Raw genomic sequence first — 13018 nt, 5'->3', positions numbered from 1 at the left:
GTCTATTTGTAGAATGTTTTCTCGAAAGCCCGGAACTCGTCTCGTTTAATCACGCAGCGTTTCCACCACGCCTCAATGAAGCCGAAGCCATAACCCATAAGTTGAGTAAACGCCGCCGGTACGGAAATAAGTCCCACCCTTAGCGAACGGTTTTTAACGGCAGAGTCTGCAAGTATTATGGCACAGTATGCCGAAACAGGCACCCACGGCAGCAATGCCACCCAACACCATGCTTTCCGGTTAGGCACATCGCAGCATGTCATTGCAGAGCCGGCCGCCGACAACAGCACAAGCACAATGACACCCACGGTGAATACCATCGGCAAAAGATGTACCATTTTGAGCGACTCGGGATATTTCTTATATAAGTTGATGCGCGCAATGCCGCTGTTATACACCTGTCGGAAGAATTTCTTCAAGTCGGTGCGCCTCTTGTGCCACACCCATGCCCCGGGAAAGAGCCTGCATCGCAGTCCTGCCTTGAATATCCTTATGGAGAAATCAATATCCTCGCCGAAACGCATATTAGAGAAACCTCCCAGTCGCAGGTATTCTGTACGGCTAACGCCCATGTTGAACGAGCGCGGATAGAACTTGTCCAATTTCTTCTTTCCGCCACGTATTCCTCCCGTGGTGAAGAACGATGTCATGGAGTATGATATTGCTTTCTGTGTCGGTGTGAACGAGTCGTGCGCCGCATCAGGACCTCCGAAAGCATCGGCAGGCTCGCGTCCGAGTTCCCTTTCCACCTCTTCAAGGTATCCTTCCGGTACCACCACGTCGCTGTCCAATATTATGAGATATTCCCCCACGGCACGTTCCGCACCGTAGTTTCTACTCTGCCCGGGACCGCTGTTTGTCTTTTGGAAATAGCGAAGATTGAGACATTTCTCGTACTTCCGACACACATCCTCGCATGTCACGCTGCTCCCGTCCTCGACAATCAGCACTTCAAAATCGGCTGTGTGCAGCCTCGTAAGGCTCTCCAACAGTTCGTCAACCTCGTCCGGACGGTTGAACACGGGTATTATGAATGAATATTTCATGGGTATTGGTAATGAAACACCCTCAATCCTTTCCCGAAATGCGGGGCATGGTCATCGCTTGCGTTCATCACTGACCGGTTCCGTCACTCGGAGAGAGGGTTGAGGGTGTATTGTCGAATTACGTTTCTTCTACTCCTTCACGCGGTTCAGGTAAGAACCGTCGCGTGTATCAATCTGCAGCAGGTCGCCCTCATTGATGAACAGCGGCACGCGTATCTCCACGCCGGTCTCCAACGTTGCAGGCTTTGTGGCATTTGTGGCAGTGTCGCCTTTCACTCCCGGTTCGGAGTGTGTCACTCGCAGATTGGTCTTTATCGGCATCTCAGCGAAGAGTATTGTTTCAGTGTCTGCATCCGAAACCACCTCCACCACATCGCTCTCTTTCATAAAGTCAACTCCCGTAACGAGGTCGCGGGCTATGGGTACTTGCTCATACGTCTCTTGGTTCATGAAAATGTAATCCTCCCCTTCCTTGTAAAGATACTGATAGGGGCGACGCTCTATGCGGACATCCTCAAGTTTGAAACCGACTTGGAACGTGCGGTCGAGTACACGGCCGTCGGTAACATTCTTCAATTTGGTGTTCATTACGGTGTTCCCCTTGCCCGGCTTGCGGTGCTGGAACTCGATACATACCCAGATACCACCGTCCATGCGTATGGCAGTACCTTTTTTAATATCCTGTGAGTTTATCATAACTAAAATATAAATGTATTATTTCTGATTTATGGGTGCAAAGTTACGGAAAAATTAGAAAAAAACATATAAGACAACACTAAATTTCCATTATTTCTTTGGTAATTAAAAAGAAATGAGTAATTTTGCAGCCTCAAATGGGCAATTCGTAAGAAATAACAACAATAAAATACAAACAAGATGAAAAGAACATTCCAGCCTCACAACAGAAGAAGAGTGAACAAACACGGCTTCCGCGAGCGTATGGCAACTAAGAACGGCCGCCGCGTATTGGCTGCCCGTCGCGCCAAAGGTCGCAAAAAATTGTCGGTGTCAGACGAACACCACGGCAAATAAGCAGTTACGACTTACACAAAAAGTCGAAAGCAGGGAGATGCAGGAATTTTGATGCTGCACCTTCCTGTTTTTTTTTGAATAATTTGCTATTCTCATCTTTATTTTTTACCTTTGCTCTCGAAATATATTCAAAATGGAGGCATCAACGTTTTTCAAAAAGATATTCAGTCGATACATTTGGGGAAACCTGTTCGCGATGATTGCCGTGGTGGCACTAATCGCCATCGGAGCGCGCTACGGGCTTGACCTTTACACGCATCACGGAGAGAAAATCACCATCCCCGACGTAAGGCACAAATCGTTTGCAGATGCCGAACACATATTGGAAAATGCCGGATTGCAGGTCATGGTAAGCGATTCGGGATATATCAAAAGCCTTCCGCCGGACTGCATACTCGAACAAACACCGGCACCCGGGAAAATAGTAAAGTCGGGGCATGTGGTATATCTCGTGGTTAACTCCGACACACCGAGACTATCGTTGCCGGATATAATAGACAACAGTTCTTACCGTGCGGCAAAGGCAAAACTTATATCAATGGGATTCAAAGTGGGCGACCCGATGTTCGTACACGGCGAACGCGACTGGGTGTACGGCGTAAAATGTAAAGGCAAAAACCTCACCAACGGACAAAAAGTGTCCGTAGATGACATTCTGATAATACAGGTAGGAGACGGTATGCGTGGCGATAGCGACGACATTCTCGTTGACGACTCGTACTACGAGTACAACGACGACCATTACAACAAGGACTCCTCATACATAAACAACGGCGAGATAAACCATGGCAATGCACAGCCTGTCTCGTCGGGCGGTACGGACGAGTTCAGAGAAATTTCAATACCGGATGAATTGTGAATGCTGCGACACAACAATAAGCGGTGCGATGACAAACGAAGACGACAAGGCCGAACTCCTCATTGCAGACAGTGAGACGGAACCGGCGGACGAGGAATTGGACGAAAGACTTTACGAACATTTCCGATTGGTGGTCGACGCGGGACAGGCAACCGTGCGCATCGACAAATTCCTTACCGAGAGAATGCAGCACAGCAGTCGCAACCGCATACAAAAAGCAACCGAGGCAGGGTTTGTTCACGTCAACGAAAAGCCCGTTAAAAGCAATTACAAGGTAAGACCGGGCGACGTAATAACACTGATGCTGAACCGACCGAGGCATGACGATACCGTTGAGGCAGAGAACATTCCGCTAAATGTGGTTTACGAAGACGAACACCTGATGGTAATCAACAAGCCGGCGGGAATGGTGGTACACCCGGGATGCGGAAATTACCACGGGACACTCGTCAATGCCGTGGCATGGCATCTGCGAAACATTCCCACCTACGACCCCAACGACCCGGAAGTGGGCTTGGTGCACCGCATTGACAAAGACACTAGCGGACTGCTTGTTGTGGCAAAAACACCGGAGGCGAAAAGCAGTCTCGGAGCGCAATTCTTCAACAAAACCACCCGGCGTTCATACAACGCATTAGTATGGGGAAACTTCGTAGAAGACAAGGGAACGATAACAGGAAACATTGGTCGAGATGTAAGAGACAGACTGCGCATGGACGTATTCCACGAAGATTCGGGCATCGGGAAACCGGCCGTGACACACTACCGGGTAATGGAGAGATACGGATACACCACACTCGTGGAATGTATCCTCGAGACGGGACGCACGCACCAAATACGTGCACACATGAAACACACAGGGCATCCGCTGTTCGGAGACGAACGATACGGAGGCTGCGAGATTCTCAGAGGAGAACGGACGGCATCTTACAAAGCCTACATACGCAACTGCATGGCTCTTTGTCCGCGACAAGCACTGCATGCACGCACATTGGGATTCACACACCCGGCTACAGGCAGGCAGATGAATTTCGACAGCACACTGCCGCAAGACATGCAACAACTGATAGAGAAATGGCGGACACGCCTGAAACAGCAATAAACGAAAAAGAAAAAACAACTACACCACAAGTATGAAGAATATAAAAAGAAACATCGCAATCGTATGCGGAGGAGACTCTTCCGAATATGACGTTTCCATGCGCTCGGCACAAGGGCTGTACTCTTTCTTCGACAAAGAGCGGTATAATGTGTGGATAGTCGACATGAAAGGACTCGACTGGTATGTCAACCTGCACGACGGAACACGAACACAGATAGACCGGAACGATTTCTCATTCAAGCAGGACGGAAAACTCGTGATGTTCGACTACGCATACATAACGATACACGGAACACCCGGAGAGAACGGAATTCTGCAAGGATACTTCGAACTGATACACCTGCCATACTCCACGAGCGGAGTGCTCATATCGGCAATGACGTTCGACAAGTTCGTACTAAACCATTATCTGCGCAGTTACGGAGTGAGCGTTGCCGAATCGATGCTGATAAGAAAAGGATACGAGGAACTTGTTTCCGACGACGAGATTGAAGAAAAAATCGGCATGCCGTGCTTCGTCAAACCAGCCGCAGACGGTTCGTCGTTCGGCGTTTCAAAAGTTAAGAATAAAGATCAACTTGCCCCTGCAATACGAAAGGCTCTGATGACGAGCGACGACGTAATGGTGGAGAGTATGCTCGAAGGGACGGAGATTTCCATCGGTTGCTACAAGACAAGGGAGAAAAGCGTGGTGTTACCGGCAACAGAGGTGGTAACATCGAACGAATTTTTCGACTATGATGCGAAATACAACGGACAAGTAGAGGAAATAACACCGGCACGCATACCCGAAGAGACAGCCGAACGGGTGGCAAAACTGACAAGCCACATATACGACATACTGCACTGCAACGGGATAATACGCATAGACTATATCATCAGCAAGGATCAAAAAATATCGATGCTCGAAGTGAATACCACGCCGGGAATGACCGCAACGAGTTTCATTCCGCAACAGATAAAGGCGGCAGGACTGAACATTACCGACGTACTCACAGACATCGTGGAGAACCAGTTCAAATAATAATGTTAACTCATGCGGCAACAATGCCGCACAATAAAACGCAGAAGACATGACACTATCCGACTTTGATGCAATACGCCCGTTTGAACCGGACGAACTGCCGGCAGCCTACGATCGTCTTATTGCAGACCCGCAGTTCCGCACCGTGGCAGGACTTGTTTACCCGCAAGTGCCGTTCGATATGCTCGAAAAGAAAATGAGGGCATGCAAAACCAGCCTTGAATTTCAATACGAGTTCTGCTACAAATTTATCGAAACATTGCTCGAAAAGGCAAGCAGGGGAATAGACTTTGACACGAATGCCGTGGACGTGAACAGGAATTACACTTTCGTGAGCAACCACCGAGACATCGTACTCGACTCGGCATTGCTCGACAAACTGCTCGTGGATGCAGGTTTCAAAACGACATGCGAAATTGCGATAGGAGATAATCTGCTGTCACTGCCGTGGGTAAAGGATCTTGTGCGCATCAACAAGTCGTTCATCGTGGAACGCTCGCTACAACCGCGCGAAATGCTGGCTGCCAGCAAACGCATTGCAGAGTACATGCACTACGTAATACAGGAGAAGAATGACAATGTGTGGATTGCGCAACGCGAAGGAAGAGCCAAGGACAGCAACGACCGCACACAACCGGCCATACTCAAAATGATGGCAATGGGAGGAACGGGAACAACGGTAGAACGACTGCAACAGTTGCACATAGTGCCGCTGACGATAAGTTACGAGTTCGACCCGTGCGATTTCCTCAAAGCAAGAGAGTTTCAACTGCGACGCGACAATCCGGAATGGAAAAAGGGAAAGGGCGACGACATTGAGAGCATGCGCACAGGAATAACGGGCTTTAAGGGACGGATACACTACCACTGCGCACCATGTATAGACGGTTTTCTAAAACAGTTGCCGAAGGAAACGCCGAAAACAGAATTCTTCGACATCGTGGCTGCACACATAGACAGTGAGATACATCGCAACTATCGCATGTACCCCTCAAACTTCATCGCTGCCGACATGCTCGCCGAGACATCGCAAAATCAAGGAGACAACACGCATGCCGCTTTTGCGACAGACTCGTCATTCGCCGACGAAGGCAGATACACCGCCGACGAACGCGCCTTTTTCGAGAATTATTTAAAAGGACAACTTGCAAAGATAGACCTGCCAAACCGGAATACACAGTATCTGCGCACCTGCATACTGACAATGTATGCCAACCCCTTGCGCAACCACATGGCTGCCCTGTCCGCTCGTCCGAAAGAGTCTTGATAAATCTTCCACCACTCCTTTCCCAACAAAAAATGATGGCAAAGAAAATACTCCTACCGGCTCTCCTTTTCCTTCTATCGGCTTGCACCTACGAAACTTACACCCCGGGCGAAGGAAAATACAGCAACCTGCGTGCCGATTTCGTGGAAACTCGCACAAACGCCGCGGGCGAATTATTCTGTGCCGTTACCGACAATGGCGACTCGCTCGTGCTCTCTCCGAAGCGGACGGCAAAATGGGCAACAACTCCCGACTCGATATACAGGGCACTGCTGTACTACAACGTCCCGGAAAAAGGAAACGAGGTAATGCCGGTATTCATTACAAGCATAATTGTACCGAAGTTGTATAAAAAGGAAAACGTGAAAGAGCCCAAAACAGACCCTCTGAAATTCCGCAGCGCATGGATGAGCCGCGGAGGACGATACCTGAACCTCCGCCTCGCCGTGAAGATAGGCATTAAAGACGGTCTCGACGCCAAACAGATGATAGGAGTGATGTACGATGATGTGACGACCGATGCCAAAGGGCACAAACACTACAAACTCACACTGCTGCACAACCAGAACGGAGTACCGGAATACTACAGCACCGAAGTTTTTCTGAGCATAGCCGGGTACCGACTGCCGGCAGCACCCAAAGCGGGCGATGAAATAACAATAAGCATCAACACATACGAAGGCACGACGACAAGAGCATTCATATATTAACCCTGTTACGGGATAACGTATCGAACAATAAAGCAATTCCGCCGATATTACACTGCAATATCGGCGGAATTGCTTTACAAAATCGGCTATATTGCGACATAAAAGGATAGCAAATGCCGAAAAGTTAGAACTTAAACGGGTTTCGAAAAAAGATTAATCGGTGTTGGTGCCCGTAAAAAACATTTTGATGCGTGCCAAAATATTATTGCAGTGCTTTATTCATCGTCAAAATGTCAGGGTACAATATAAAAAATACCCGCTGTCCTCACGGATTGCGGGTTGTTTGTCATTTCATGTTTTTAAGTCTCTTTTCGAATAAAAAACGAGTGTCTTCGATGTTGCTCTCTCGAGATATTCCTTAAGACAGAAACTTAAAAAGGAACAATGTTTTTAAAAAAACTATTAACTATTATCAATGATATCTAATATTGCTAAAAACTGATTTAACCTACGGACTATTAACTAAGATTCTTAAAAGATTAAGTTTTATATCTGCAAAGATAATAAAATTTTTCTTATTCAAGAATATTTTTGCAAAAAAATTGCACCAAAATGCTCTTGTTTTTATATTTTACGTAAAAACAGATGTAAAATAACTATAAATTTTTAAAAATCGACATAAGGAACAATCCTTTTTATGTCATCTTCCGAAAAATCGGGAAGCATCTTAAGGTCGGCGACAGACCGCAACGGTCCGTGCAGGCGGCGATGATTGATGATGGCACGGGAATGATAAAAATTAAGGTAAGGATGTTTTTTCAGTTGGTCGAGTGTCAGGCGGTTTATGTTAATCTTGCGCAAGTCGGCAGCACCCAGTTCTACATATTTCAAAGCATCTTCCGGCACTCCGTCTATCTCAAGCAACTGTCTGACATCTGCATAACCGCCGAGGCGGTTGCGATAGTTCACTATTGCGCGGGCGTATCTGCTGCCTATTCCGGGAATGCGTTTCAGTGCCGAAGTGTCGGCTGTATTCAACATAACATGCTCTCCCAACGAAAGTTTTACGGGATAGCGCAGCGAATCTCTCACATGATTTTGCTCTCCCCGCGGTGCGACAAGTGCAGACGCCGGACCATAATCGGGCGAAATCCTTATGTAAGGCTTCATGCTCTTATACTCTCCCACGGTAAGCCCATATATGCGGGCAAAATCTTCCGGAGTACGGAACACCCCTCCGCGCGAGCGGTACTTATATATGTTACGCACCATCCACGGCCGCAGTCCGAGCCTCAACAACTGTGTACTGTCTGCCGTGTTCGGGTCGAAGAAGAAGCGTTCGGCTTTTTGTCCTCCGACATTGTAATATCCGCCAGACCGCATACTGCCGCGCTCGTGTCCATGATACCGTATTCCGGCAACGGCAACCGAATCGCCTGCCGACAATGGTACGACATCTCCCGTGTCACGCAGTCCCCTGCCAACGAGGAATGCTATGACGGCAATCGCTATTGTCAGCAATATCAAATTATCGTTTCTCGATGGTTTCATCGCATCATTGTTTTTTACGAACGACACACGGAAAAATCGTGTTTCCCCTTTTATATATAAGATATTGAGAATAAGGTTACGACCACAAAATTACGAAAATAATCCGAAGTTCAAAATAAAACGCGGGATAAAAATACCGTGATTTCAATTTGTTTTCGTATTTTTGCAGGGTAAAAGAAAATTATACAATCTGAAAAAACAATATTATTTTGACTTTGAAAACATACTTAAAAAAATATCCCATATCGTTGCTGTTCATCACTGCGATATGGGTTTTCAGTTTCATTGATGTTCCGGAGACTCCGCTCGACGATGTGTCGCTCATAGACAAATGGGCTCACACCGCGATGTATGGCGTCACATGCGGCATGGTATGGTTAGAGTATCTGTTAAAGCACAAGAAAATCTTACCATGGCGATTGTTTGTGTTTGCTTTCATTGCACCGATATTTATGGGTGGTGTCATAGAACTCCTTCAAGAATACTGCACCGGCGGTAGGCGCACCGGCGACTTGCTCGACTTTGCCGCCAACACACTCGGTATCACTCTTGCGGCGGGTGCCGGTACTCTTTCGGCATGGTATCGCGCCAAACATTATAAGGCATGCGCCTGAGATTGGAGTTGTAAAAATGGCGGTCGCCGGTAACTTCCGGTCCGATGAAACCGGGTTTCTCAAAGACCTCGTCCTCACTGTCCAATTCCACCTCGGCAAACACCAGTCCCTCATTGTCTCCGTAGAACTCATCTACCTCGAAGACATGTCCCCGGAACGGTACTATATACCTACGTTTTTCCACCATTCCCGGTTCGCACATCTGCATGAGGTTCTCTGCCTCGTCTATGGTTATCTCTTTTTCAAACTCGTAGCGCGAGAAAGTTCCACTCTTCGAAGGCCCTTTTATGGTAAGAAATCCTTGTCCGTTGCGTATCCTTACCCTCACGGTGCGTCCTCCTCCGCTAAGTATATAACCCTGCTTTATATAACTGCTGGACTCTGCCTGCCGTTTAAAATCTCCGCCTCTTACAAGAAACTTGCGCTCAATCTCGATTCCGCTCATTGTATTCCAACCTACATGCAAGCTATATATATCAGCATTATTACGGCAACAAACACAAAGGCTCCGAATATCCATTTCACTATATTCTGTGCTTGTTTTTCTTCCTTTGCAGAATGTGCGGCACGCTGCATTTTTCTTTTTCGGCTCATAATTATTTGTTTTAAGGTTTCATTTCTTCATGTAATGTATCTTCTTCATGGCAGTCGTGCCATTGGTTTTCAGTCTTCGTCGCACACGGGAAACTCCATGAGATATGCCTTGATGAAGCCGTCTATCTTTCCGTCCATAACTCCGTCCACGTCTGATGTTTGGTAGTTTGTGCGGTGATCCTTTACTCGGCGGTCGTCGAACACATAACTGCGTATCTGCGATCCCCACTCTATTTTCTTCTTTCCCGCTTCAATCTTTGCCTGCGCCTCCAATCTTTTCTTCATTGCGCGGTCGTATAGTTGCGACTTTAGCAATACCATTGCTTTCTCCTTGTTTTTCGGCTGATCCCGTGTCTCGGTGTTCTCGATGAGTATTTCCTCCTCCTCTCCCGTGTCCGGGTCGCTATACCAATAGCGCAATCGCACTCCCGACTCCACTTTGTTGACGTTCTGTCCTCCCGCTCCGCTGCTCCTGAACGTGTCCCACGACAACTTTGCCGGATCGACATACACTTCGATTGTGTCATCTACGAGCGGCGACACGAACACCGATGCGAACGATGTCATACGCTTGCCTTGTGCATTGAAAGGCGACACCCTTACCAAACGGTGCACCCCGTTTTCGCTTTTAAGGTATCCGTAGGCATATTCGCCGCCTTCTATTTCCATAGTCACGCTCTTTATTCCTGCCTCGTCGCCGTCCTGTATGTTCGATATTCCCACTTTGTATCCGTTTGCCTCTGCCCAGCGCATATACATACGCATTAGCATCGCCGCCCAGTCCTGACTCTCGGTGCCTCCTGCTCCCGAGTTGATTTTCAGCACACAGTCCATTGGGTCTTCCTTCTGACGCAGCATATTCTTTAGTTCGAGACTCTCGATGGCTTCTATCGCTTTCCTGTAATCTTCGTCAACCTCTTCTTCCGTGACCATTTCCTCGTGGTAAAAATCGAACGCCAGTTGCAATTCGTCCGCCATACGGCGCACTTTCTCGTAGCCGTCTATCCATCGTTTGATGTCTTTCACCTTTTTCATCTGCACCTGTGCGCGCTTCGGGTCTTCCCAGAAGTCGGGTGCCTGTGTGCGCAGTTCCTCCTCCGAATATTCCATCTTCTTACGGTCTATGTCCAGATAACGGTTCAGGTCATCTGCTCTGCCCAACACATCTTTCAGTTGTTCTGCTGTTATCATACTGTCTATCTGCCCTTCACTGCATATATGAAATGCTTTCTGCGGGCAACGTTACGTTTAATCAATTACAAAAAATTACTCCTCGTACATCTTCTCTATCTCCGCCGCATAGTTCTTTGCGAGAACCCTCCGCTTTATTTTCAGCGTATTTGTGAGTTCTCCCGCCTCTATCGTGAAGTTGTGCGGTATGAGCGTGAAGCACTTTATCTGCTCGTATCCCGCAAGTTGCTGCTGAAGTGTGTCTATCCGCTCTTTCAGCATCTTTATTATCTTCGGGTTGTTGCATAAATCCGCACGTTTACTGAACGGTATGTCATTTTCTCGTGCATACTCCTCGAGCAACGCGAAATCGGGTACAATCAGAGCCGACACATACTTGCGCTGGTCGGCAATCACGGCAATCTGATCGACAAATTTATCCACAAGCAGTTTCGACTCTATCATCTGCGGTGCTATATATTTGCCGTTCGATGTCTTATAGAGTTCTTTTATACGCTCTTTGAGGAATAGTTCGCCATCCTTGAAATACCCTGCATCACCCGTTTTGAAGAAGCCGTCTTCGGTAAATGCCTCGCGGTTCAGTTCGTCGCGTTTGTAGTAACCATTGGTTATTGTGGGGCCTTTGAGCAATATCTCGTCGTTCTCTCCGATTTTTATCTCAAGTCCTCCGATGGGTCTTCCCACACTGCCTATCGTGTATGGCATTCCTTTGCGGTCGTTCGAAACCGTGGCAAGACTTTCCGTAAGACCGTATCCCACCATCATGCCTATTCCTATTGAGTGTACGAACTCTTCTACGTCGGTGCTCACATACGAGCCTGCCGTGGGGAAGAAATTCGCATTCTCAAGACCAAGTTGTTTCCGAACGAGGGAGAACAAGGTTTTGTCGAACATTTTGTACTGTGCCGAGAGCATAATTGGCGGTCTTTTCCCGCGACTGAGATATTCTATGTTGTGCTTTCTTCCTACCGCAAGTGCTTTTTTGAAAAGGCTGCGCTTAACGGTTCCCGCAGACTCTATTTTCTCTTTCACGCCGCTATACACTTTCTCCCAAAAGCGCGGAACGGCGGACATGCAGGTGGGGTGCGTCTCTTTCATTGATTGCTGCACCTCCTTGGGATATGTGTTGACAATGATTGTCGCGCCCTGGCTTAAACTGTAGAAATCCCACGCCCGCTCGAAGATATGCGTAACGGGGAGGAACATCATTATGCGGTCTTTCTCTCCCACCGGTACCACCTTCGCGTTTTCTTCCATGGCTGCGGCATACTGTCCGTGCGAGAGCATTACTCCTTTCGAGTCTCCCGTAGTGCCGCTGGTGTACAGAATGTTTGCGAGGTCATCGTTGTTGGCCTGCTTGTACAGGTTTTCCAATTCCGACTGCCGCGGATAGTTCTCGCCCAGTTTCATAAAGTCGTCGAAATATATTGCACTTGCATCGTGCTGCTTTATCCTGACCGAACGGTCGAATATGACAAGTTTCTCGAGCGAAGGGCAAAGCGGCAACACGCGCTGTGCCTTGTCATACTGCTCTTGTTCGCCAACAAACAGCACGCGTATCTGTGCATCGCTGACCACATATTGTATCTGCTGCTCGCTGCTGGTGGCATAAAATGGCACCGTAACGGCACGAATTCCGAACGCCCCGAATTCGGTATATAGGTAGTGTACGCAGTTTTGGGCAAACACACCTACATTCTCCTGCACACCGATACCAAGGTTCAGCATGGCATTTGACACTTGTCTCACACGCTGCGAGAAACTGTTCCACGACATCGATTTCCAATTCAGACTGCCGAAATCGCGGTATATCAGCACCTGACGGTTGCCGTATTTCTCGGCCTGACGGTGTACGAGTGCCGAAAGATGACATTTTGTCTGCATAAGATTACTCCTTTATTTATTATATACTCCTCCCGTTCTGCAAAATTAAAAAGAATTTATGGAAAATGCAAAACATTATCCGTCAAAAACCGAATTTTAATAAACACGACACTCGGTAAGTCCGTGAAAGACAACATCATCTCACCCGTCATGACCGAAATTGACATTTTTTAATTCTATTTATACAGCCCGACTGCAAGTTTT

14 protein-coding genes are annotated in these 13018 nt (G+C 47.7%); 7 read left to right on the top strand and 7 right to left on the bottom strand.

Annotated features, from left to right (window positions below; genetic code table 11):
* Positions 1-2: 2 nt before the first annotated feature.
* The gene (locus tag EII32_RS06625) at positions 3-1046 is read right to left on the bottom strand and encodes a glycosyltransferase (protein ID WP_125234654.1); all 1044 of its coding nucleotides are present in this window, start codon (positions 1044-1046) and stop codon (positions 3-5) included.
* Between the two features lie 129 nt (positions 1047-1175).
* Entirely contained in the window at positions 1176-1742 is a 567-nt protein-coding gene (efp, locus tag EII32_RS06620) for an elongation factor P (protein WP_125234653.1), read from the bottom strand.
* Positions 1743-1922: 180 nt separating this feature from the next.
* Here efp and rpmH point away from each other — a divergent pair, with 180 nt between their 5' ends.
* From rpmH to EII32_RS06590, 6 genes are all read left to right on the top strand, one after another.
* Positions 1923-2078 (top strand): 50S ribosomal protein L34, encoded by a 156-nt coding sequence (gene rpmH / locus EII32_RS06615; protein WP_125234652.1) that lies wholly within the window; start codon positions 1923-1925, stop codon positions 2076-2078.
* A gap of 133 nt (positions 2079-2211) precedes the next feature.
* Complete coding sequence (locus EII32_RS06610) at positions 2212-2937, top strand: PASTA domain-containing protein (RefSeq protein ID WP_125234651.1); 726 nt, start codon at positions 2212-2214, stop codon at positions 2935-2937.
* A 28-nt stretch (positions 2938-2965) separates the two neighbouring features.
* Positions 2966-4039 carry an RluA family pseudouridine synthase gene (locus tag EII32_RS06605; protein ID WP_125234650.1) on the top strand — a complete coding sequence of 358 codons (1074 nt, stop codon included), beginning with the start codon at positions 2966-2968 and terminating at the stop codon, positions 4037-4039.
* 31 nt (positions 4040-4070) lie between these two features.
* Positions 4071-5063 carry a D-alanine--D-alanine ligase gene (locus EII32_RS06600; RefSeq protein ID WP_125234649.1) on the top strand — a complete coding sequence of 331 codons (993 nt, stop codon included), beginning with the start codon at positions 4071-4073 and terminating at the stop codon, positions 5061-5063.
* Between the two features lie 49 nt (positions 5064-5112).
* The gene (locus EII32_RS06595; protein ID WP_125234648.1) at positions 5113-6330 is read left to right on the top strand and encodes a 1-acyl-sn-glycerol-3-phosphate acyltransferase; all 1218 of its coding nucleotides are present in this window, start codon (positions 5113-5115) and stop codon (positions 6328-6330) included.
* A 35-nt stretch (positions 6331-6365) separates the two neighbouring features.
* Positions 6366-7040, top strand: coding sequence for a hypothetical protein (locus EII32_RS06590; RefSeq protein WP_158611142.1), 675 nt, complete (start codon positions 6366-6368; stop codon positions 7038-7040).
* 606 nt (positions 7041-7646) lie between these two features.
* Here EII32_RS06590 and EII32_RS06585 read toward each other — a convergent pair.
* On the bottom strand, positions 7647-8531 hold the full coding sequence (locus EII32_RS06585) for a ComEA family DNA-binding protein (protein ID WP_125234646.1): 885 nt from the start codon (positions 8529-8531) through the stop codon (positions 7647-7649).
* Positions 8532-8746: 215 nt separating this feature from the next.
* Here EII32_RS06585 and EII32_RS06580 point away from each other — a divergent pair, with 215 nt between their 5' ends.
* Entirely contained in the window at positions 8747-9145 is a 399-nt protein-coding gene (locus EII32_RS06580; RefSeq protein WP_233582331.1) for a VanZ family protein, read from the top strand.
* Here EII32_RS06580 and EII32_RS06575 read toward each other — a convergent pair.
* The 4 genes from EII32_RS06575 to EII32_RS06565 form a co-directional block, all read right to left on the bottom strand.
* A complete protein-coding gene (locus tag EII32_RS06575) occupies positions 9075-9590 on the bottom strand; it encodes a CYTH domain-containing protein (RefSeq protein WP_125234644.1) in 516 nt (171 codons plus the stop codon). The genes EII32_RS06580 and EII32_RS06575 overlap by 71 nt on opposite strands.
* 11 nt (positions 9591-9601) lie before the next feature.
* Positions 9602-9739 (bottom strand): hypothetical protein, encoded by a 138-nt coding sequence (locus tag EII32_RS12390; RefSeq protein ID WP_199741408.1) that lies wholly within the window; start codon positions 9737-9739, stop codon positions 9602-9604.
* A gap of 69 nt (positions 9740-9808) precedes the next feature.
* Positions 9809-10930, bottom strand: coding sequence for a peptide chain release factor 2 (prfB, locus tag EII32_RS06570; RefSeq protein WP_125234643.1), 1122 nt, complete (start codon positions 10928-10930; stop codon positions 9809-9811).
* 75 nt (positions 10931-11005) lie between these two features.
* Positions 11006-12814, bottom strand: coding sequence for an AMP-dependent synthetase/ligase (locus EII32_RS06565; RefSeq protein WP_125234642.1), 1809 nt, complete (start codon positions 12812-12814; stop codon positions 11006-11008).
* Positions 12815-13018: the final 204 nt, after the last annotated feature.

The sequence above is a fragment of the Prevotella sp. OH937_COT-195 genome, from assembly GCF_003932845.1.
Lineage (GTDB): Bacteria > Bacteroidota > Bacteroidia > Bacteroidales > Bacteroidaceae > Prevotella.
This window is presented reverse-complemented; position numbering and strand designations above follow the sequence as displayed.

Excerpts from the sequence above, each read along its gene's own strand:
- EII32_RS06565 (WP_125234642.1), bottom strand. The coding sequence starts at position 12,814 with ATGCAGACAAAATGTCATCTTTCGGCACTCGTACACCGTCAGGCCGAG.
- rpmH (WP_125234652.1), top strand. The coding sequence starts at position 1,923 with ATGAAAAGAACATTCCAGCCTCACAACAGAAGAAGAGTGAACAAACAC.
- EII32_RS06595 (WP_125234648.1), top strand. The coding sequence starts at position 5,113 with ATGACACTATCCGACTTTGATGCAATACGCCCGTTTGAACCGGACGAA.
- EII32_RS06590 (WP_158611142.1), top strand. The coding sequence starts at position 6,366 with ATGGCAAAGAAAATACTCCTACCGGCTCTCCTTTTCCTTCTATCGGCT.
- EII32_RS06575 (WP_125234644.1), bottom strand. The coding sequence starts at position 9,590 with ATGAGCGGAATCGAGATTGAGCGCAAGTTTCTTGTAAGAGGCGGAGAT.
- EII32_RS06585 (WP_125234646.1), bottom strand. The coding sequence starts at position 8,531 with ATGAAACCATCGAGAAACGATAATTTGATATTGCTGACAATAGCGATT.
- EII32_RS06600 (WP_125234649.1), top strand. The coding sequence starts at position 4,071 with ATGAAGAATATAAAAAGAAACATCGCAATCGTATGCGGAGGAGACTCT.
- efp (WP_125234653.1), bottom strand. The coding sequence starts at position 1,742 with ATGATAAACTCACAGGATATTAAAAAAGGTACTGCCATACGCATGGAC.
- EII32_RS12390 (WP_199741408.1), bottom strand. The coding sequence starts at position 9,739 with ATGAGCCGAAAAAGAAAAATGCAGCGTGCCGCACATTCTGCAAAGGAA.
- prfB (WP_125234643.1), bottom strand. The coding sequence starts at position 10,930 with ATGATAACAGCAGAACAACTGAAAGATGTGTTGGGCAGAGCAGATGAC.
- EII32_RS06625 (WP_125234654.1), bottom strand. The coding sequence starts at position 1,046 with ATGAAATATTCATTCATAATACCCGTGTTCAACCGTCCGGACGAGGTT.
- EII32_RS06605 (WP_125234650.1), top strand. The coding sequence starts at position 2,966 with ATGACAAACGAAGACGACAAGGCCGAACTCCTCATTGCAGACAGTGAG.
- EII32_RS06610 (WP_125234651.1), top strand. The coding sequence starts at position 2,212 with ATGGAGGCATCAACGTTTTTCAAAAAGATATTCAGTCGATACATTTGG.